General features: G+C 36.5%; 18 protein-coding genes. 6 read left to right on the top strand and 12 right to left on the bottom strand.

Features of this window, described 5'->3' with window-relative positions:
- Positions 1-3 precede the first annotated feature (3 nt).
- The 3 genes from J3U59_RS10960 to dsbB form a co-directional block, all read right to left on the bottom strand.
- The gene (locus tag J3U59_RS10960; RefSeq protein WP_267334294.1) at positions 4-600 is read right to left on the bottom strand and encodes an XTP/dITP diphosphatase; all 597 of its coding nucleotides are present in this window, start codon (positions 598-600) and stop codon (positions 4-6) included.
- Between the two features lie 67 nt (positions 601-667).
- Positions 668-1,324, bottom strand: a complete 657-nt coding sequence (gene rluA, locus J3U59_RS10955; RefSeq protein ID WP_267334295.1) for a bifunctional tRNA pseudouridine(32) synthase/23S rRNA pseudouridine(746) synthase RluA — start codon at positions 1,322-1,324, stop codon at positions 668-670.
- 78 nt (positions 1,325-1,402) lie between these two features.
- Positions 1,403-1,936: a disulfide bond formation protein DsbB gene (dsbB, locus tag J3U59_RS10950; protein ID WP_267334296.1), complete on the bottom strand. Its 534-nt coding sequence runs from the start codon at positions 1,934-1,936 to the stop codon at positions 1,403-1,405.
- A gap of 149 nt (positions 1,937-2,085) precedes the next feature.
- Here dsbB and rluC point away from each other — a divergent pair, with 149 nt between their 5' ends.
- A complete protein-coding gene (gene rluC, locus J3U59_RS10945) occupies positions 2,086-3,069 on the top strand; it encodes a 23S rRNA pseudouridine(955/2504/2580) synthase RluC (protein ID WP_267334297.1) in 984 nt (327 codons plus the stop codon).
- 24 nt (positions 3,070-3,093) lie between these two features.
- Positions 3,094-3,756 (top strand): histidine phosphatase family protein, encoded by a 663-nt coding sequence (locus J3U59_RS10940; protein ID WP_267334298.1) that lies wholly within the window; start codon positions 3,094-3,096, stop codon positions 3,754-3,756.
- A gap of 81 nt (positions 3,757-3,837) precedes the next feature.
- Here the strand turns inward: J3U59_RS10940 and J3U59_RS10935 are convergent, their stop codons facing one another.
- The gene (locus J3U59_RS10935) at positions 3,838-5,295 is read right to left on the bottom strand and encodes a M48 family metalloprotease (protein ID WP_065798965.1); all 1,458 of its coding nucleotides are present in this window, start codon (positions 5,293-5,295) and stop codon (positions 3,838-3,840) included.
- A 762-nt stretch (positions 5,296-6,057) separates the two neighbouring features.
- On the bottom strand, positions 6,058-7,779 hold the full coding sequence (gene proS / locus J3U59_RS10930; protein WP_267334299.1) for a proline--tRNA ligase: 1,722 nt from the start codon (positions 7,777-7,779) through the stop codon (positions 6,058-6,060).
- A gap of 357 nt (positions 7,780-8,136) precedes the next feature.
- Here proS and J3U59_RS10925 point away from each other — a divergent pair, with 357 nt between their 5' ends.
- Both J3U59_RS10925 and J3U59_RS10920 read left to right on the top strand, forming a co-directional pair.
- A complete protein-coding gene (locus tag J3U59_RS10925) occupies positions 8,137-9,441 on the top strand; it encodes a serine/threonine transporter (protein WP_267334300.1) in 1,305 nt (434 codons plus the stop codon).
- Between the two features lie 254 nt (positions 9,442-9,695).
- Positions 9,696-11,063 carry an L-serine ammonia-lyase gene (locus J3U59_RS10920; protein ID WP_267334301.1) on the top strand — a complete coding sequence of 456 codons (1,368 nt, stop codon included), beginning with the start codon at positions 9,696-9,698 and terminating at the stop codon, positions 11,061-11,063.
- A 72-nt stretch (positions 11,064-11,135) separates the two neighbouring features.
- Here the strand turns inward: J3U59_RS10920 and J3U59_RS10915 are convergent, their stop codons facing one another.
- The 6 genes from J3U59_RS10915 to xerD all read right to left on the bottom strand — a co-directional run bounded on the left by J3U59_RS10915 (position 11,136) and on the right by xerD (position 18,086).
- Positions 11,136-11,495 carry a helix-turn-helix domain-containing protein gene (locus J3U59_RS10915; protein WP_267334302.1) on the bottom strand — a complete coding sequence of 120 codons (360 nt, stop codon included), beginning with the start codon at positions 11,493-11,495 and terminating at the stop codon, positions 11,136-11,138.
- A gap of 55 nt (positions 11,496-11,550) precedes the next feature.
- Complete coding sequence (locus J3U59_RS10910) at positions 11,551-13,035, bottom strand: NAD(P)H-hydrate dehydratase (protein WP_267334303.1); 1,485 nt, start codon at positions 13,033-13,035, stop codon at positions 11,551-11,553.
- A 77-nt stretch (positions 13,036-13,112) separates the two neighbouring features.
- A complete protein-coding gene (gene mpl, locus J3U59_RS10905; RefSeq protein WP_267334304.1) occupies positions 13,113-14,507 on the bottom strand; it encodes a UDP-N-acetylmuramate:L-alanyl-gamma-D-glutamyl-meso-diaminopimelate ligase in 1,395 nt (464 codons plus the stop codon).
- 122 nt (positions 14,508-14,629) lie between these two features.
- Complete coding sequence (gene recJ / locus J3U59_RS10900) at positions 14,630-16,366, bottom strand: single-stranded-DNA-specific exonuclease RecJ (protein ID WP_267334305.1); 1,737 nt, start codon at positions 16,364-16,366, stop codon at positions 14,630-14,632.
- Between the two features lie 82 nt (positions 16,367-16,448).
- Positions 16,449-17,147, bottom strand: a complete 699-nt coding sequence (gene dsbC / locus J3U59_RS10895; protein ID WP_267334306.1) for a bifunctional protein-disulfide isomerase/oxidoreductase DsbC — start codon at positions 17,145-17,147, stop codon at positions 16,449-16,451.
- A 24-nt stretch (positions 17,148-17,171) separates the two neighbouring features.
- Positions 17,172-18,086 (bottom strand): site-specific tyrosine recombinase XerD, encoded by a 915-nt coding sequence (xerD, locus tag J3U59_RS10890; protein WP_267334307.1) that lies wholly within the window; start codon positions 18,084-18,086, stop codon positions 17,172-17,174.
- Positions 18,087-18,327: 241 nt separating this feature from the next.
- Between xerD and J3U59_RS10885 the strand changes: the two genes are divergently transcribed.
- Positions 18,328-18,954 carry a Pr6Pr family membrane protein gene (locus J3U59_RS10885; RefSeq protein WP_267334308.1) on the top strand — a complete coding sequence of 209 codons (627 nt, stop codon included), beginning with the start codon at positions 18,328-18,330 and terminating at the stop codon, positions 18,952-18,954.
- Entirely contained in the window at positions 18,951-19,601 is a 651-nt protein-coding gene (grxB, locus tag J3U59_RS10880; RefSeq protein ID WP_267334309.1) for a glutaredoxin 2, read from the top strand. The genes J3U59_RS10885 and grxB overlap by 4 nt, the downstream gene beginning before the upstream one ends.
- A 158-nt stretch (positions 19,602-19,759) precedes the next feature.
- Here grxB and J3U59_RS10875 read toward each other — a convergent pair whose 3' ends face one another.
- Entirely contained in the window at positions 19,760-20,794 is a 1,035-nt protein-coding gene (locus J3U59_RS10875) for a tagatose 1,6-diphosphate aldolase (RefSeq protein WP_416379612.1), read from the bottom strand.
- Positions 20,795-20,908: the final 114 nt, after the last annotated feature.

Raw genomic sequence — 20,908 nt, 5'->3', positions numbered from 1 at the left:
CTATTAATATTCGGATTTTATTTTAGTAATTAACTGTTTTAACGCTTGACCACGGTGTGAAATCTGACTTTTATGTTCTTTGCTAAGTTGGGCAGCTGTGCAATCTAATTCTGGTATATAAAACAGTGGATCATAGCCAAAGCCGCCTTCTCCTTGCTCTTGATTTAGGATTAATCCATGCCATTTGCCTAAACAAATAATCGGTGTTGGATCGTTATCATGGCGCATAAAAACCAAGGCACAATAAAAATAGGCAGTGCGCTTTTCTGTTGGGACATTGTGTAGTTGTGAAAGTAATTTTTGATTATTTAATTTATCGTTACCATGGTAACCCGCATAACGCGCGGAATAAATGCCTGGCGCACCATTAAGGGCATCAACCACTAAACCTGAATCATCAGCAATAGCAGGTAGTCCTGTTAATTTTGCGGTATGCCTTGCTTTTAAAATGGCATTTTCGATAAAAGTTAAACCTGTTTCATCGACATCGGGAACATTAAATTCTTTTTGTGCCACAATATTAAAGCCAGCATCGGCTAAAAGCGTTTGCAATTCGTTGACTTTGCCTTGATTATTAGTTGCTAAAACAATTTTTTGCATCTTTAATTCCTTACCATAAAATTATGTTGATAACTATCGTTAACCGTTGTTCGATTTATAAGTTTCGTTAAAAATCGGGATCGCAGTTAAAGGTCATACTTTCACCTGTCTTGGGGTGGAGAATTGTTAACGATTGCGCATGGAGTAACAATCTTTTAGACCGAGAAAAGGCTTCAGGATGTGCATAAAATTTATCGCCTAAAATAGGATGTCCCAGTGCTTGCATATGCACGCGTAATTGGTGTGATCGACCCGTAAAAGGCGATAAGCTAACCCGAGTTGTGTTATCAGGGTTTCTTGAAATGACTTGATATAACGTCAGTGCAGGCTTGCCATTTTCTAAATCGACCATTTGTCGTGGACGGTTTGGCCAATCACAAATCAACGGTAATTCAACTTGACCGCTATCCTCTTTAATATGCCCATAAACTACGGCAATATAATTTTTTTTGGGGATTCGTTCTCGAAATTGCTTTTTTATTTCTCGATCGGCGAGTTTAGATAAAGCGGCAACCATAATGCCACTGGTTGCCATATCTAATCGATGAACGGACTCGACGTAGCTAAATTTTTGCTGTAAACGATGAATAATACTATCGATAAATTGAGGTTTGTTGCCCGACACCGATAAAATACCGGGTTGTTTATTGACAACAACAATATGATCATCTTGGTATAAGATAGAGAGCCAAGGATCAATAGGGGGATGATATTCCAAAAGCATTTATGTATGACAATTTATAAGATAAAATTGCCACACATTCTAACAAACTCAACAAAAAGTGCCAGTTTTATAGCACACCTAATTTTTCCATAAGGTATTTTTGTTTACTGCAAAAAATTGGGCAATAAACACGAATAATCCAACTATAAAATAGCAAGCAAAAATAATGATCATCCATTGTGACATTTCAATGGTTAAAAAAGACCAAATTTTATCTGCACACGAGCCGTAAGCATTAAACAGGCCCGGTATCCACTCGTTTAAAGGTAGCCATGATGGAAACTGAACATTAATAGCGCAAGTGTCACTAAAGTTTGGTTCGAATTGTAAATGGGCGTGAAATGTTGCTAAGTTAAAGCCTTTATATGCACTAATTAACCAAATGGCGATCCCCATTATTCTAAAAATAAAATTATTCGGTGCAATTAAGCCAATAATACTGGCTAACATGATGCCAAAAATGGCGCAACGTTGATAAATACACAGTGTGCAAGGCGCTAGTCCTAAGCTATGTTGAAAATAAAGTGCAGTTAACTCGAAAATAAGGGTTGAGAGGAAGAGTAAAAACCAAGCAAATCTTGCGCGAGAGTATTGATTAAGTAACGATAACATACTGTTTTATTCCTCCATATTCGGCTATAATTAGCTATCTTTAATTATATCGAAAATAATCTGTCTTTATTTTTAATTAGTGGTAGTGTAGTTTATTTTCGAATAATGTAAACGACTTTTATTTATTGATGGCGGATTAATCATTTCTTATGGATTCAAACGTTCCACAAACAAAATTACAGGTCTCATTTGTTATCATCACTGAAGAAAATGCGACGCAGCGAATTGATAACTTTCTTATCACACACTTGAAAGGTGTGCCCAAAAGTATGATTTATCGCATACTGAGGAAAGGTGAAGTACGCGTTAATAAAAAACGCATTAAACCCGAGTATAAGCTCAATATTGGGGATGAAATTCGTATACCGCCTATTCGCGTAGCAGAAAAAACCTCACCTGAAATCTCAACTAAATTAAATAAAGTTGCCGATTTAGAAAAAGCCATTATTTATGAAGATGATGTGATAATGGCTATTAATAAACCCTCGGGTATTGCTGTTCATGGCGGTAGTGGTTTAAGTTTTGGGGTCATCGAAGGACTTCGAGCATTAAGGCCTGAAGCAAAATTCCTGGAATTGGTTCATCGAATCGATCGCGAAACTTCAGGTGTGTTACTCATTGCTAAAAAACGTTCAGCATTAAAAGCACTGCATGAACAACTGCGTCTAAAACAGATGAAAAAGAACTATTTAGCATTAGTAAAAGGTGATTGGCCTTCTGAATGCAAAGTTATACAGGCACCGTTACTTAAAAATGTTTTGAAAAGTGGCGAACGAGTGGTTAAAGTCGATAAAGAAGGTAAACCTTCAGAGACACGTTTTAAAGTTGAAGAGAGATTTAAGTTTGCAACGTTGATTAAAGCCAGTCCTGTTACAGGCCGTACACATCAGATTCGTGTACATACTCAATATGCCAATCATCCTATTGCATTTGATGATCGTTATGGTGATAGCCAATTTGATAGGTTATTAGCCAATACTAAACTTAATCGATTATTTTTGCATGCAGCCAATGTGACCTTTATTCATCCTAAAACGTTACAAGATATGCAGTTAAGCGCAACAATGGATGATAAATTACAAGCATGCTTAAGTTATCTTAGAACAGAAAAGCATCATCAAACCGAATCTTAAATTGAAAAAAAGTAGTGAGGACGAATGAAAGATCTTAATTTATACTTAATTAGACATGGCCAAACCGAGTGGAATATTAAAGATCAGATGCAAGGATCGCAAAATTCACCGTTAACTGAACAAGGTATTTTGGGCGCGAAGATTACAGGCCAATATTTAAAGCATATTCCTTTTATGCAAGCTTATTCAAGCCCACAGCTACGCGCTAAAGAAACACGTGATTATATCGTTCACGAAAATGATAATAAAATTCCAACCTTTGAATTAGCCGATTTATGTGAGATGGATTTTGGTCTTTGGGAAGGAAAATCTGTCCCTTATTTGAAAAAAGAAGTGCCTGAATTTAATACTTATCTAACCGATCCAGCTAACTTTGATGCTTCTGTTAATCACGGTGAAAATTATCTTGATACACTGGTACGAATGAAACGTGCACTGCATACCATTACTCAAAATGCCAGTGAAGATAAAGGTAATATTTTAGTTGTTTCGCATGGCACCGTGTTACGTTTATTACTTTGTGTATTAAATGGTGGTGATTGGCGTTTACATCGGGATGAAGACTATTTTCCACGAATGTTAAATACCAGTGTCAGTGTAGTAAATTATCAGCAACAAGATGGTCAATCTGAAGGTAAATTTACGGTTAACTATTATAATAATGTTGATCATTTAGCTGATAAATAACCAGCAATTTACCCCATTTTTATTTCTCGACTAATGCCTTTTATAACGTTAGTCGAGAAATATTGAGCCTAATTAGTAAACTTATCTATTTTTACTATAAGGGGCGTAACGTTTTTGAAGTTGTTGTAACTGATTTATTCTGGCATCAATCTTCGATATCATTGTTTGATCGCCATTAGTTTGTTTTTTGGCATTTTGCAGTAATTGAATAGATTGTTGAAATTGCCCCTCTAATGCAACAAGTTCTGCTCTTGCACTCATTTCTTTTGCCCTTGAGTTTAATCCACCATAAGCTGTAATTAGTAGATCCCAACCATTTGTATCATCACTATGATCAAAGGTATAACGGTGTAATAAGCTCACCGCTTGTTGGTAATTACGATTTTTAACGTATGCATTAGCCAAGTTTAATTGTAATGCTGAACTATCTGGGGATTTTTTTAAAGCAGTTTGTAACCGATTAATCGCTGCTGCATTATTATTCATGTCCAGATCAATATCTGTCATTAAATCGATGTACCACAGATTATTTGGATCATTATCTAGTAATGGTTGAAGTTGCTGTTTGGCTTTTTGGTAATTGTTATTACGATAATCAAACAGAGCATTAGCATAGACTAAAGCAATCTTACTTTGTTCATTATTCAGCTTTTTATAATCTTCAATTAATAATTTACCGGTATTTTGATTATTAGTTATTAAAATAGCCAAACGCGCTTTTGCTAAATAGTAGTTTAGAGAGGGAGGTAGCTCTTTTTTACTATATTGCATAGAACGGCTACGGATATCAGATAAACGGCTATTTGGTAGTGGGTGAGTGAGTAAAATCTCAGGTGGTTTACTGCTAAAACGTGTTTGATCAGCTAATTTTTGTAAAAATTCGGATGAAGCATAAGGATCAAATCCTGCCTTAGCCAATGTTCTAAGCCCCACGCGATCGGCTTCTTGTTCATTAGCTTGTGTAAAACTAATTGTGTTTTGTGCAGAACCTGCCATCGTACTTGTCATCGCGGCCATTCCAGCATCAGGATTCGCCAGCGTAAGTAGTAATGAGCCTAATGCTGCACCCCAAACATAAGGACTATTACGGTTTTGGTTTTCCATTGCTCTGGCTAAGTGACGTTGAGTCACATGGCCGATTTCGTGCGCCATAACTGAAGCTAATTGACTTTCATTATCAGTGTCTAAAATCAGTTTAGAATGAATCACCACATTACCGCCAAAAAAGGCAAACGCATTTAAGACATCACTGCGCATAATATAAAAATGAAAAGGTGTTTGGACTGATTCCGCTTTTGACACGAGTTTTTTACCTAAATCATTAATATATTGATTGAGTACGGGATCATTGATGATAGGGGCATCGGCTCGTAGCAAACGCATATAATAATCCCCCATTTCCATCTCTTGACCGATGCTTAAGGTTGATGCAGCAGCGGTTCCCATATCAGGTAGGTTAATGTTATCAGCAAAAACTAACGGTGAGTTTTGCAACAATAATGAGGTAGTGAGTGCCAATGCGATTGCTTTTTTTAACATTATTTAGACCACTTAAATTAACAATTAGATTGCCTTATTTTAGCTGAAAAAAAACGCAATATCACTGTCAATTTTAATTCAATACGAATATTAAAAAGAGATTAACTTACGCGTGTAATTACTTACTTAGGGAAAGTTATTTTAAACTAATTTATTAAAAAAATTATTGAAATACTGCGTGGCAAATTTTTCAATATCAACTGTTTTATATACTTAATAATATTCGGGTACACATTATAGTGATGATCGAATTCAGGCTGCATTAATTGATTAACAACTTTAGCTTTACCCAATTGAAAAACTAAACGGTATATAGCACCGGTCATGCTAGTTCGTTCACTGCCATGTCAACAATGAACTAATATTGGTTTGGTGATTGTTTAAAGGATTTAAGTATTACAATGATTTTTCGTCGGTAATCTGACTAGTCCGTATCTTAATCCAAACTTCGGTAAGATCGGTATTATTCAAGCTATCCCGATCACTATGCAATACACGCAAGTTGATTATGGTTTTAAAACCTAGCTTATTCAGATATTGTATCTATTTTATAGTCGGCTGTTTTGTTCGACAAATATTATTCCAATTTGATAAAAATTATTGGGTTATTGTGAATGAGGTTTCACTTTATATTGATAGTCAATTATGGATAATGCTAGAAAACACAACAATAATATCTCCCTATTTTTTTAAACTCAAACATTAAGAGTGATTAAGTGTTGTGCTTTCTTTAACATTATTAAGATTAAATCAGTAATGGTTTTATGCTTTACTTTGACGATTTTTGATAAATTCTACAATATCGTTAATTTTTATCATTTGCTTATCACCACCACAGCGATGTTTATATTCCACTTCATCATTTTCTAGATTACGTTCACCAATAACAATAGTATGTGGAATACCAATTAACTCTGCATCGGCAAACATCACACCTGGTCGCTCTTTACGATCGTCAAATAAAACTTCAATGCCAGAAGCTTGTAAATCAGCATACAGTTTTTCAGCAGTTGCTTGCACTTTTTCTGATTTATGCATGTTCATTGGGATGATGACCACACTAAATGGGGCTATAGCTTCTGGCCATACAATACCTCGATCATCATGGCATTGTTCGATTGCAGCTGCAACAATTCGGCTAACCCCAATACCATAACAGCCCATAATCATTACGTGGTTTTGTCCATCTTCGCCTTGGACCGTTGCTTTCATTGCTTCTGAATACTTCGTACCAAGTTGGAAAATATGCCCAACTTCGATACCACGTTTAATCTGTAATGTCCCTTTACCATCAGGGCTAATATCGCCTTCCACCACATTACGAATATCTTCAACTCTTGGTAACGCAACATCACGCTCCCAATTGATATTAACGTAATGTTTATGGTCGATATTCGCACCGGCACTAAAGTCACTCATCACAGCCACATCGCGGTCAATAATGATTGGCATATTAAGATTCACAGGGCCTAATGAACCTGGCCCAGCATTGACAATTGCTCGAATTTCCTCTTCAGTTGCAAATTCAAGTGGTGATGCCACAATATCAATTTTTTCTGCTTTGATTTCGTTCAACGTGTGATCACCACGAACTAATAAAGCAACAAGTTGGTGCCCACTCTCTTTTGTCGCCTTAACCATGAGTGTTTTAACTGTTTTTTCAATTGGTAAATTGAATTGTGCAACTAATTCATCAATCGTTTTTGCATTTGGTGTATCAATGCGTTCCATCACCTTAGTTGGTGCTAAGCGGCTTTGCGTTGGTGCTAATGCTTGTGCCATCTCGATATTAGCGGCGTAATCAGATTCAGTTGAAAAGACAATATCATCTTCGCCACTATCGGCTAATACTTGGAATTCATGTGACCAGTTACCGCCAATTGAGCCTGTATCGGCACGCACCGCTCTAAAGTTTAATCCCGCACGGGTAAATACTGCACTATAGGCTTTATACATATCATCATACGTTTCTTGTAATGATTCTTGTGATGTATGAAACGAGTAGGCATCTTTCATAATAAATTCACGCGAGCGCATTACACCAAAGCGAGGTCGCACTTCATCACGAAATTTGGTTTGAATTTGGTAAAGATTAAGTGGTAATTGTTTGTATGAGCTGACTTCATTACGTAACAAATCAGTGATGACTTCTTCATGAGTTGGGCCTAAAACAAAATCACGATTACCACGGTCTTTTATCCGTAATAATTCAGGACCATATTGTTCCCAGCGCCCACTCTCTTGCCAAATATCGGCAGGTTGAACAACCGGCATTAATACTTCAATTGCACCTGCTTTATTCATCTCTTCGCGAACAATATTTTCGACTTTTTTTAGTACACGATAACCAGTGGGTAACCAAGTATACAATCCTGCTGCGACTTTACGAATCATGCCGGCACGTAACATTAATTGATGGCTAATCACTTCAGCATCTGCTGGAGTCTCTTTTAATGTAGAAAGAAGATATTTACTGGTTCGCATACATTTATCCTGAAAAATAATTTATCTATAAATATAATAAAAATGTTAGCTAGTTTAGCAGTACAGCGCGTAACACTAAAGTAATTTTATTGTTATTTTTTTAGCATCGGCGTAATGAACCTAAAGAGATTGAGCAAACAGACTCACAAATTTATTCACTAGCAATAATGCTTTTTGTGCATTTTGTATCAAAATTGATACTTTATTGATTTTGCGGTTGGCTAGGTATCAAAAGAGATATCTTTATCTTATTGATTATATTTGATTTTTTGTTAATTTGTGTGATGTAGATCACTTTAGTAACGTTTTTAAATTGATATCATACGCACAAATTTTTAGGTATAGGAGAATAGTAATATGGATAGTGCCATAGCCAATAAAAAAGCTAGTGAGGTAAAAAGTGAGGCAAAATTACCCAAGTGGCGTAAAAGTGATACGTTATGGATGCTGAGTCTGTATGGAACAGCAATCGGTGCAGGCGTACTGTTTTTACCGATAAATGCAGGTGTTGGGGGGTTAATTCCATTATTAGTAATGTTAGTGCTTGCCTTTCCGATGACATTTTTTGCCCATCAAGCATTATGTCGATTTGTTTTATCGGGTAAAAAACCTGAAGGCGATATCACCGTTGTTGTTGAAGAGGCATTTGGACGAACTGCCGGAAACTTTATCACGGTGCTCTATTTTTTTGCTATCTACCCCATTTTATTGGTTTATAGTGTTGGGATCACCAATACCGTTGATAGCTTTATGGTACATCAATTAGGCATGGCATCGATACCTAGGGCGTTATTATCCTTTATATTGGTCGCTTTTTTAATGTCGATTGTTCACTTTGGTGAAGAGCTGATTGTCAAAGTGATGTCGATTTTGGTGTTTCCGTTTATTGCTGTACTGATGATTTTAGCGTTATTTCTAATTCCGGAATGGAATGGTGAGATTTTTTCTAACGTTTCTCTCACCAGTGCTGGCAGTGAAGGAAGTCAAAGTATTTTAATGACGCTGTGGTTGGTTATTCCGGTTATGGTGTTTGCATTTAATCACTCTCCAATTATCTCTTCTTTAGCTGTTGCTAAACGCAAAGAGTATGGCGATGTTTATGCTGAACAAAAATGCTCTAGAATTATTGCAGCAAGTAATATAATGATGGTCGTTACTGTCATGTTTTTTGTGTTTAGTTGTGCACTATGTTTGACCCCTGCTGAGTTATTGGATGCAAAAGCACAAAATATTTCGACATTATCTTATTTGGCAAACCGATTTAATTCACCTGTGATTGAGTATATTGGTCCTCCAATTGCGTTTATTGCAATGGCTAAATCATTTTTAGGGCACTATTTAGGGGGTAAAGAGGGCTTTAATGGGGTGGTGAATAAATTACTACGTAGCTGTGATAAAACAATTTCACCAGCAAAATTAGATAAAATTGCCATTGGTTTTATGTTTATCACTGCTTGGGGAATAGCAACACTCAATCCAAGTATTTTAGGTTTAATTGAATCATTGGGGGGACCAATTTTAGCAATACTTCTGTTTTTAATGCCAATGTATGCAATTCACAAATTACCGGCATTAGCTAAGTATCGTGGCAAATTAAGCAATGTGTTTATTGTCATTATGGGATTGATTGCTATTTCAGCAGCTATTTATAATTTGCTTTAAGCTTGAATTTATCCGTTATGATGACCATCTAAAGAAAAAATCCGCTTAGGTTAATAGGCGGATAAATATTTTTCGAGTTGATATCAGTTGTGTTTTTAATCAATCTTGATTTTCATTTTAAGGATTGGGCGCGTTGCCCTAATTGCTGGTTGTTAAACGTTTAACACAGATATTTATTATCTAATTTGATTGAGTAATCTATAAAGTATCTATCAATGTGGTTTAGTTACATTGAGTTTTGAAAAGGGAAAAATATGAGTTCGGTATTTGAAATATTTAAAATCGGTATTGGGCCGTCAAGTTCACATACAGTCGGACCAATGCGAGCCGGAAAAGCATTTGTCGATGAGCTGATAAGTAAAGGGTTGATGCCGTCTGTGACAAGAATTGTAGCGGACGTTTATGGTTCATTATCATTAACAGGTAAGGGACATCAAACCGATATTGCCATTATTATGGGACTGGCAGGTGAAAAACCCGATACCGTAAATATTGATAACATCCCGATATTTATTGAAAAAATTAGCCAGACTAATCGATTACCGATTTATAACAATCGTTATGAAATTGATTTTCCGCTAGCTGAGTGTATGATTTTTCACTCTAAGTTTTTACCATTGCATGAAAATGGTATGACACTCAGCGCTTATCATGGTGATGATTTGCTGTTGCAAAAAACTTATTACTCTGTTGGTGGTGGCAAAATTGTTGAAGAAGCACAATTTGGTCAACAAGATCAAAATCCAGTTTTATTGCCTTACCCATTCTCGACTGCTGCGCAGCTATTAAAATCGTGTGAAGATAATTCGTTATCCATTTCCAGTATTATGATGAAAAACGAGCTGGAACTGCACTCTTATGAAGAGATTGAAAACTATTTTCATCATGTCGGGCAAACCATTTTAGATTGTATAAAACGGGGAATGAATACCGAGGGGCTATTACCGGGTCCACTTAAAGTGCCACGTCGTGCGTTTTCGCTATACCGTCAATTATCGACCACTAAAGATAATATTATTAGCGATCCTATGGTGATTATTGATTGGGTCAATATGTTTGCCTTAGCGGTGAGTGAAGAGAATGCTGCTGGTGGACGGGTGGTAACAGCGCCAACTAATGGTGCATGTGGGATTATTCCTGCGGTTCTTGCCTATTATGATAAGTTTATTAATCCTGTTACGCCTGAAATCTCAATGCGTTTCTTTTTAACTTGCGGAGCAATAGGGCAACTTTACCAAAAAAATGCCTCAATATCGGGAGCAGAAGTCGGTTGCCAAGGTGAAGTGGGTGTTGCTTGTTCAATGGCTGCTGCTGGTCTTGCCGAGCTTTTAGGTGGAAATCCACAGCAAGTTTGTATGGCCGCTGAGATTGCCATGGAACATAATTTAGGTTTGACTTGCGATCCGGTTGCTGGGCAGGTACAAGTGCCGTGTATTGAGCGTAATGCAATTGCCTCGGTTAAAGCAATTAATGCGACTCGAATGGCGTTAAGGCGCACAACAGTTGCCAAAGTGTCGCTTGATAAGGTGATTGAAACAATGTATGAAACCGGTAAAGACATGAATGCTAAATATCGTGAAACATCACGAGGCGGGCTGGCAATTACCGTTTACTGTAATTAATTCGCCGTTAACTGCGATAGATTAATCCTTCAATTTGCCGACTAGTAATTTGGCGAATTGAAGCGATCAAAGTTAATATTTCCAGCGCATGGTATTCGCCTTGGAACGTAAAAAGTCATTATTAACCAGCATATCGACTTTTTCACTTTTTATTGAACGTAACTTTCTTTTTCGTTTGGCTTGATTGGTTGATGTGCTATGCATTAGTTCATTGTAGGCGAGTAAATTATTGAGTTGATCAAGTTCGTCTAATCCTCGTAGAACGTTTATTAGTGTATGTAAAGTAATGGATTCACCATTTTCTATACGTTTAATTGTTGCTATGCCAAGTTCAGATTTTTGAGCAAGTTCTTGTTGAGATAAATTTTTTTCAATTCTTGCCAATTTAATTCTGCGACATAACATTGCAACAATTTCAGTTGTTTGATTCATGCGTGATCCTCAATATAAACATAATGCATTGAGTTTTGAGCCTATTGTATCGGGGTTAATTGGGTAGTATATGTGTTAAACCTTCGATGATATCAGAAGCTAATAAACTGTATTTATTTAATTTTTCAGCTGCCTTATTACCAGCCAAACCATGCAAGTAAACACTTACTGGGGCTGCTTGAGCTGCGGGTAAGTGACCGGCAATGAGTCCAGCTATAATACCAGTTAACACATCACCTGATCCAGCAGTTGCCATACCATTATTGCCTGATTGATTAATATAGGTTGGTTTGTTAGGGTGGGCAACGACGGTCTTAGCATCTTTAAGCACACAAATGACATTGTGTTGTTGCGAAAATGCTTTTGCTGTTGCAACTAAATTATTTTTAATCTTATCGATAGGTAGCTTTGTTAAGTTCGCCATTTCACCTAAATGTGGCGTAAGAATAAGGGTTGATTTTGCCTGTTCAAGTAATGACAAATCTTGCGATAAAACATTAAGCCCGTCAGCATCAATAATTATTGGTACGGTTGCATGGTGAACAACATAAGATAAAATCTTATAAGTATCATCAGATATCCCCATACCGGGACCGATAACAATTACTGATGCCCAATTTATCCCTGTTTCAAGTTCAGTAAAATTAACTTGATTCGGCGTAAAAGGCGATAATAATGCTTCGGGGAGTTGAGATAATAAAATGCCGCTATTACAACTTGGTGTGTAAATACGTACTAACCCAGCACCAGCTCGATAGGCGGCTTTAGCCGAAAAGTAAGCGGCACCGGACATGTTTTGCGAACCGGCTATGGTCAATACTCTACCATAAGAGCCTTTATGGGAATCATTTGCTCGCACAGGTAACAAGTTATCCAGATCACCTTGCTCAAAGGTATAATGCGCTGCTGGTTTGTCAGCATAAATGCCAATATCGGCAATGGTTATTTTGCCGGCTAGTTCAATGCCAGGATAAAAAGATAATCCGAGCTTCGCATAGGCAAACGTTACTGTCTGTTTCGCGTTTACCGCAGCACCTAATATTTTACCGGTGTTAGCACACACGCCGGAAGGGATATCAATAGCGAGTATATCGCCATGGCTTTGATTAATAAGCTCAATCGCTCGCAAAAAATCACCACTAACATCTCGATTAAGACCAATACCAAAAATGGCATCCACAACTGTTGTATAAGATGAAAGTGAATCAGGTAACGATATCATGATAGGGATTTGATAGTGCTGAGCTATTTTGATTTGTTGTAATGTTTCGGTCGAAGCATTATCAGCATTACCGACTAAATAGATAACAACATCAATTTGTTGTAATTTGAGTAGCCGAGCAACGGCAATACCGTCTCCGCCATTATTACCATAACCACATAGGAGCGCAACTTTGTTTAAATCAAATTCACCAGATTTAAGTTGTTTGATAACAGCAAGGGCAGCGCGTTCCATAAGTACCAATGGGGGTAAGCCCACATCCGAAGTTGTATAAGTATCGAATTGTTTCATTTCAGATGAGGTGACCAAGTATTGCATACTGCCTCCGTCTTGCCTTTAAAAAATAGCCACATTATGTGGCTAAATTATTATGGTGAGTTAATCTAATTTCTGTTTTAGATCAATAATTGTTCTTCTTGCTGATCTTTGAGTTGCTGCCTTTCTAAACTTTCTAGAATTTTTTTATGGATGCCACTAAAACCACCATTGCTCATAATCAAAATTGCATCAGTCGGTTTAGCTGATTTGCTGATCATCTCAACTAATAGATCGATATCCCCAGACCAATGTGCAGGCTGGATGCAGGCATCAACCACATCTGCAACTAACCAAGGTAAATGTTCAGGTTGAAAGATGAAAATTTCGTCAGCTCGTCCTAGTGAAGGTGCTAATTCATCTTTTGATACACCCAATTTCATGGTATTTGATCGCGGCTCAAGTACGGCTAATATTCGACGATTAGCCCCAATTTTGCTACGTAATGCTTCTAATGTAGCCAATATTGCTGTTGGATGATGGGCAAAATCATCATATATTTCGATATTATTGACTTCTCCATACAGCTCTAAGCGTCTTTTAGCGTTAACAAAAGTGCTTAATGCCTCGCATGCATCAGCAGGTGCAATTCCGACATTATGCGCAGCTGCAATCGCCATTAATGCATTATGCATATTATGTTCGCCAACAAGTGAATATTGCACTTCACCGACTTTTTGATTATTAAAATAAACCGCAAAATGACTTGCATCATTATTAATGCGTTGTGCAAGCCAGCCATTTTCAGATTCAGTAAATGTTTGTTCACTCCAACAGCCTTTAGCGAGTACTTGTTTTAAGTTGACATCGTCTTGTGGTGAAATGATAAGCCCTTTACTGGGTACTAAGCGCACTAAATGATGAAATTGTCTTTGAATTGCACTAAGATCATCAAAGATATCGGCATGATCAAATTCTAAATTATTCATTATCAAGGTTTTAGGACAATAATGCATGAATTTAGAACGTTTATCAAAAAAAGAACAATCATATTCATCGGCTTCAATAACAAAAAAGTTGCCTTCCCCCAGTCTTGCTGATACATCAAAATTACCCGGTACACCACCAATAACAAAGCCTTGATTATAACCTTGCTTTTCTAAAATCCAGTTAACCATACCTGCTGTTGTTGTTTTACCATGAGTACCGGCAACGGCTATGACCCAACGGTTGCATAAAACGTTATCGTGCAGCCACTGTGGTGCAGAAATATAAGGGATATTGTTATCAAGAATATATTCAATACAAGGATTACCCCTTGATAAAGCGTTACCAATAATAACTAAATCTGGTGTAGGTGTGAGTTGTACTGGGTCGTACCCTTCAATAATCTCTATATTTTCTTTTTGTAAGAGAGTACTCATGGGTGGGTAAACATTTTTGTCTGAACCAGTAACTTTATGGCCTAGTGATCGGGCTATCAAAGCAATTCCTGCCATAAATGTGCCACAAATCCCTAGAATATGAATACGCATTTTTAATCCTTAACTTTTATAAAATATATCGATGATAATAATTGTTTATCACTATAGTCGTTTTGAATGGTAATGAGATTCAACACCGATAGGTAAAGTTTATTATAGACGATTTTAAATCGTTATGCGATAGGCCATATATATCGAATCATTAACTTTGCCGCCTGATTACCTCGAAAATCATCTACAACTAAATGGTAAACAATTTTGACTTTTTTTATTGATTGATCCGGCCATTGTTGCAAATTAGCATTAAATAATATGCCTTCTATCAGACTACCACCATTTTGGGGTTCTAACACTAATCTAAGGTGTTTTTCTGCAAATAGGCGTTGCTGATGGATAATAAATTCCCCATCAAAAATAGGTTCATCAAACCCCTCACCCCAAGGTCCTCCCTCTTTCAATTGCAAAGCTATTGCATAATTAAAATCTTGTCCATCGATCTCACCATCAGTTTCTATTGTTGGTTGTAATACCTCATCACTTAATTTGTCATTTAATAGCGTTTCAAAACTGTCTCTAAATAGCTCGATGTCTTGTTCACGAATCGTTAAACCAACCGCCATTGCATGACCACCAAAACTCACGATTAAGTTCGGGTATTTTTGATCCAGTTCATCAAGTACATCACGTAAGTGAACACCTGGAATTGATCTGCCTGAACCTTTTAAATGCCCATCTTGGGTTGAAGCAAAGGAGATAACCGGGCGATAATATTTATCTTTTAATCGTGCCGATAAAATACCGATAATACCTTGATGCCACTGTGGGTGGTAAACGACAATAGCATTTGGGATGGATGTATCTTGTTTTTCAAGCTGTTGAATATATGCTAATGCTTCTTTCTGCATTGTTTGTTCAATTAGCTTGCGATCAGTATTGAGTATATCAAGATCTGTTGCTTGCTGAACTGCTAAGTCAAAATCATCACAGAGTAGTAGTTCAACACCTAGTGCCATATTATCCATTCTGCCTGCTGCATTGAGTCTTGGTGCAACATAGTAGGCTAAATCAATCGCTGTGAAGGAAATTGCTTCTTTTTTCGCGATATGTAACAGCGCTTTAATACCATTACAACAATAGCCAGATCGTATTCTATTCATGCCTTGGTGCACTAATATTCGATTATTATGGTCAAGTTTGACAACGTCAGCAATGGTACCTAAAGCGACTAAATCTAATAGATTGGCGATATTGTACTCGGTTAGATTATTCTTAAGGAACCAATTTTCTTTGCGTAATTTAGCTCTTAATGCCAGCATAAAATAGAATGCAACACCGACGCCAGCAAGATGTTTAGATGGAAAAGTGCAATTAGGTAAATTGGGATTAATTATTGCATCTGCAATAGGTAACTGTTCAGGGCATAAATGGTGATCGGTAATAATCACTGTTAAGTTAGCTTGCTTGGCAAATTTTACGGCTTCTAATGCGGCAATACCGTTATCAACAGTGATAATGAGATCTGCGTGTCTTGACATTGCTTTTTCAACAACACCTACACTTAAGCCGTAGCCATCTTCAAAACGATCTGGGATGATATAATCAACAAATTGGTAGCCCATCTTTCTTAGTGCAGTAACCGTTAATGCGGTACTTGTGGCTCCATCGGTATCAAAATCGCCAACAACGATGATACGTTGATTATTTTTTATTGCAGAATAAAGAATTTCAACAGCAGTGGTTGTTCCATCTAACTTATCATAATTGCACAAATTACGCGTAGAATAGTCTAGCTCTTGCATTGATTTGATATCTCGCATGGCATAGACTCGTTGCAATAATGGCGGAATATCTTGCGAGAATTCAGGAAGCGTTTGTGGTAATTGTCGATGTATTATTCTATTTTTATTCATATTTAAAATGTTAGCGCTAAAGCGCTAACACAAGTTGTTATAGTGGTTAGTTCGAATATTAATTGTTGTGATAAACGACTAATTATTTAACAGATTTTTTATTCAAAATATCAAGCAATTTATCAGCCGGGACATAACCTGACACCAGTTGGCCATCAGCTAAAACAATAGCTGGGGTTCCACTAATACCGAGTTGCTTACCAACATTAAATTGTTGAGTGACATAAGGTACCATACTGCTAGCGGGTGAAATCGTATTACCTTTATAGGCATTATCAAAAGCAGCTTTACGATCGGCAACACTCCAGATTGATTGCATGTTTTTGCCTACTTCACTATCCGCTCCTGCACGTGGGAACGCAAAATAGTGGATTGAAATGCCTGCATCTAAATATTTATCAATATTTTCATGCAGTAATTTACAATAATGACAAGTATAGTCAGTAAACACCGAAATAACATATTTTTCGTTTGGTGCTTTATAAACAATTGCATCTTTCTCAATAGATTTGATTAATTTAACATTGTTACTATTAGCGATGTTAACCGGTTCGTTACCTTCTAAGTTATAGAAAGGACCTTGCGTTAAATATTTACCATCATCAGAAACATAAAAAATACCATCAGGTGTATTAACACTTTTTAGTCCTTTTACAGGGCTGTCGGCAATTTTTAAGTCTTTTTCAGTATAACCTAATTTGCCGAGTGTTTTGGCAATATCAGCATTACTTGCCAGTACTGATGTTGAAATTAATGCTAAACCTAAAACTAATTTTTTCATTCAATTATCCTTATTTTTTAAGCATTATGCTCGAGGATGATGCTTACTGTGTAACTGTTTTAATCTTTCTGTTGCCACATGGGTATAGATTTGCGTTGTCGATAAGCTACTATGACCCAGCAACATTTGTACTACCCGCAAATCTGCACCATGGTTAAGCAAATGTGTTGCAAACGCATGTCGCAGTACGTGGGGTGAGAGTGCTTCAATATTAATGCCGGTTAGTATGGCATAATATTTGATTCGATGCCAGAATGTCTGTCGAGTCATTTTTTTACCTAATCGGCTAGGGAACAGCACGTCAATCGGCCCAGATTTTAAAAGATCATTACGGGCATATTTGAAATAGTATTCTAACCAATAAATGGCTTCTTCCCCCAGTGGCACTAAGCGCTCTTTATTACCTTTACCAATTACCCTTATCACCCCTTGCCGCAAACTGACATCACTGATTTCTAAATTGACTAATTCACTAACCCGTAATCCAGTTGCATAAAGCACTTCTAGCATAGCTTTGTCGCGTAGTTCGATAGGGTCATCAGTACTGGGCGATTCAAGCAACGCATCGACTTGTGATTCGGTTAAATCTTTAGGTAATTTTTTGGGTAATTTGGGCGATGACAAAACGGCAGAGGGATCATCGGTGCGATAATTTTCTTGATACAAATATTGAAAAAAACGTTTAGTTGCACTTAATAAACGTGCCGAGCTACTGGCTTTATAACCATCTTGCACGCGCCGCATTAAAAAATTTTGTAAATTAATGGTCTGCGCGCTTAGCATTGTGACATTTTGTTGCTGTAATGAGTGGCTAAGTGCAAACAAATCGAGTTTGTAAGATTCTATCGTGTTTTCTGCTAGATTACGCTCTAGCCATAATGAATCTAAAAACTGTTCAATTAACACTTTACTTTGTGTCGCAATACTTTTATTTGACATTCATGGTCATCTCTATATTCAATTTATTTACGTCATTATATACCAACTCGCTGACCGTTGCAGTTTAGACCAAGTAATGGCATGTAAATGAAAGGACCTTGTTATATTTATTGGGTAATGGTTTTTAGGTCGATTTATGCAAACTTAATTATAGCAAGTCAATTAACACATGATTCTCTTTTGTATTTTTAATAATATCTGATATATATTTGCATTAATATTTTATTTTGTGATGATGTGTATGTTAAAACGCGCTGTACCTCTTTTTATTGGGCTATATGCTTTTTTTGTTATTGGTATAGAAACTTATCTTTATTGGCATGCTCAACTTCAACCTTGGCAACCAGCGACGCCAGTTGGTCGAATCATTTTTTATTATAGTTTTTTTACTGTGTTATCGAATTTGATGTTGGCGGTGAGTTGTTTGTGGCTATTTTTTAATCCTAGTTGCCATCGTTTTAGCTTTAAAATTATTCGGTTAAATGGGCTAGTAGGCGTGATAATCACTTCTATCGTTTATAACTTAATGTTACGCGCTATTCATAAACCGCCAAATGATTTATTAAAATTCACCAATGAAAGTTTACATGTTGTTATACCATTACTCGGTGTTTTGAGTTGGTTAATTTGGGGACCATTTCGACGCATTAATTTTCGAGTGATAATGGGTTCATTAGTCTGTATGTTAGCTTATGGCATATATATTTTTGTCAGAGGATACTATACTAATTTATATCCTTATCCTTTTATTAATGTTGTGAAAATAGGCTATCCGAAAGCGTTGTTTGCTGTCGGTATGGTTTTTTTATTGTTTTTAGGTTCAGCCTTATTTTTATGGGTAGTTGATTGTTTGAGGAGAAAAACATGAAGCTGTATATTTATGAACATTGTCCTTTTTGCGCCAGAGCAAGAATGATTTTTGGTTTAAAACACATACCAGTTAAATTAGAAGTATTTTTGAGTGATGATAACAAATCACCTGAAAGTATGATTGGTGAAAAAATGGTGCCAATTTTACAAAAAGATGATGGTAGTTATATGCCTGAAAGTTTAGATATTGTTGATTATGTTGATAATAATTATGGCGATAGCCCTATATTGATTGGCCCTAAATCAGCGAAAATTGCCGAGATAATAAAAAACATACAGCAGTATGATTATAAATTAGAGTGTCCGCGTTATATTAAACTGGGTTTAGCTGAGTTTGCTACACAATGTGCCATTGAGAGTTTTGTCGCAAGTAAAGCTAAAAAGATGGGATCATTTGATGAATGTTTAGCGCAAACAAGTTCACTGGTTTTAGCTGTTTCTCAGTTGCTTGAACAACTAGATCCTTTGATTGTTTCACCACAAGCGTGTAATGGTCAATTGTCTTTAGATGATATTTGTCTATTTCCAGTATTACGTAATTTAACCTGTGTAAAAGATCTATCTTTTCCACCAAAAACGTTGGCTTATGTAACGGCAATGGCTAAATTGAGTCAGGTTGATCTATTTTTTGATCGCGCAATTTAATCAATCACTAAGTGAGTACGATAGCATGAGGCATTTTGACTGAGTTTGGTAACAGGGAAGATATTTAACGAGAGGTTGAAGAATATCACTATCAACTTTGTTCTTTCATTAATTCACTCATCACGTTTAGGTGATGAGTGTTAATTTATTGATTTACATTAGTCACCTAATTTCAGATCAATTACTTCAATACTGTCTTTACCACCATAGATATCATACCAAGGTGTAGCGTATTGTTTTAAAATTTTGTTAAGGTGCTCAACATTTTCACGACCAGTTTGATCTAACCAGCGTTTTAAACCCTCTTTACCGTCTTTAGCATAAGCCGCAACGCCTTCAAACCATGTTGCACGACCACCTAAAATACCACTATATTTAGCACCATTCTCACCAGCAAAAATTAATTCTTGATGGAACGTTTTTGTTGGTACGCCCGCACTTAAATAGATAAATGGACGAGTTGCCGCATCACTAGCTTGTTTAAAATAATCGGCAGCTTGTTTTTGAGTATAGACAACTACGTTGTTATCATTAAATCCTTCTACATTTTTAAACAACACGGGTACTTCAACTTTAAGTACATCAATGTAATACTGGTTTTTAGTGAATTCTTTAATGGTGTTAATCACTTTTTGTGGTTTTATTTTGGCAAACTCAGGGCTTTTATCATCGGTCACGACATTATCATAGACAATTGGTTCGACAAATAATGGAATATCGGCAGCTCTGGCTTCTGTACCAACACGTTCTAGAAACGCATGTTTTTTCTCTAAAATATCTTTAGGATCATCGGGATTATAATAAACTAATACTTTTGCTGCATCAGCCCCTTTTTTCAATAATCGTTGTAGAGAGTCTTCAGGTAAAACATCAGGTAAACGGCCAGGCGTGTTTGCATCATAACCGGTTTTCTCATAAGAAATGATTAATCCCGCATCCTTATTTTTTTTAGCCATACCTTTAAAGCCATATTCTTCATCTAACAAAATTGCACTCACATATTTTGTTAATTCTTGTGAAACAAGTTCTTTAAATTCATAGACCATTTCAACATTATAACGATCTTTACCAACAGCCGCTTCCATCATTTTTACCATTGAACCACGTTGGTCGATTGCTAGTGCCGCAATAACGCCATCTTGGTTTGATAACTGTTGCATGCGAGTGAATTTTCCACGAGAAATACGTTTTATACCCATTTTATAACTCTCCATTTAAAAAGATTTTATGATTGTAGTTTCTTTTCGCGACGATTTATTAATCATTTAGTGCTAGTTTAGATTATATACATAATTTAATAAATTGCA

This window comes from Gilliamella sp. B3783 (assembly GCF_026536125.1).
GTDB lineage: Bacteria > Pseudomonadota > Gammaproteobacteria > Enterobacterales > Orbaceae > Gilliamella.
This window is presented reverse-complemented; position numbering and strand designations above follow the sequence as displayed.

Coding starts and splice junctions, on each gene's coding strand:
- rluA (WP_267334295.1), bottom strand. CDS start 1,324: ATGCTTTTGGAATATCATCCCCCTATTGATCCTTGGCTCTCTATCTTA.
- dsbC (WP_267334306.1), bottom strand. CDS start 17,147: ATGAAAAAATTAGTTTTAGGTTTAGCATTAATTTCAACATCAGTACTG.
- J3U59_RS10915 (WP_267334302.1), bottom strand. CDS start 11,495: ATGAATCAAACAACTGAAATTGTTGCAATGTTATGTCGCAGAATTAAA.
- J3U59_RS10920 (WP_267334301.1), top strand. CDS start 9,696: ATGAGTTCGGTATTTGAAATATTTAAAATCGGTATTGGGCCGTCAAGT.
- dsbB (WP_267334296.1), bottom strand. CDS start 1,936: ATGTTATCGTTACTTAATCAATACTCTCGCGCAAGATTTGCTTGGTTT.
- J3U59_RS10940 (WP_267334298.1), top strand. CDS start 3,094: ATGAAAGATCTTAATTTATACTTAATTAGACATGGCCAAACCGAGTGG.
- recJ (WP_267334305.1), bottom strand. CDS start 16,366: ATGAATAAAAATAGAATAATACATCGACAATTACCACAAACGCTTCCT.
- mpl (WP_267334304.1), bottom strand. CDS start 14,507: ATGCGTATTCATATTCTAGGGATTTGTGGCACATTTATGGCAGGAATT.
- xerD (WP_267334307.1), bottom strand. CDS start 18,086: ATGTCAAATAAAAGTATTGCGACACAAAGTAAAGTGTTAATTGAACAG.
- J3U59_RS10885 (WP_267334308.1), top strand. CDS start 18,328: ATGTTAAAACGCGCTGTACCTCTTTTTATTGGGCTATATGCTTTTTTT.
- grxB (WP_267334309.1), top strand. CDS start 18,951: ATGAAGCTGTATATTTATGAACATTGTCCTTTTTGCGCCAGAGCAAGA.
- J3U59_RS10960 (WP_267334294.1), bottom strand. CDS start 600: ATGCAAAAAATTGTTTTAGCAACTAATAATCAAGGCAAAGTCAACGAA.
- J3U59_RS10935 (WP_065798965.1), bottom strand. CDS start 5,295: ATGTTAAAAAAAGCAATCGCATTGGCACTCACTACCTCATTATTGTTG.
- proS (WP_267334299.1), bottom strand. CDS start 7,779: ATGCGAACCAGTAAATATCTTCTTTCTACATTAAAAGAGACTCCAGCA.
- J3U59_RS10925 (WP_267334300.1), top strand. CDS start 8,137: ATGGATAGTGCCATAGCCAATAAAAAAGCTAGTGAGGTAAAAAGTGAG.
- rluC (WP_267334297.1), top strand. CDS start 2,086: ATGGATTCAAACGTTCCACAAACAAAATTACAGGTCTCATTTGTTATC.
- J3U59_RS10910 (WP_267334303.1), bottom strand. CDS start 13,035: ATGCAATACTTGGTCACCTCATCTGAAATGAAACAATTCGATACTTAT.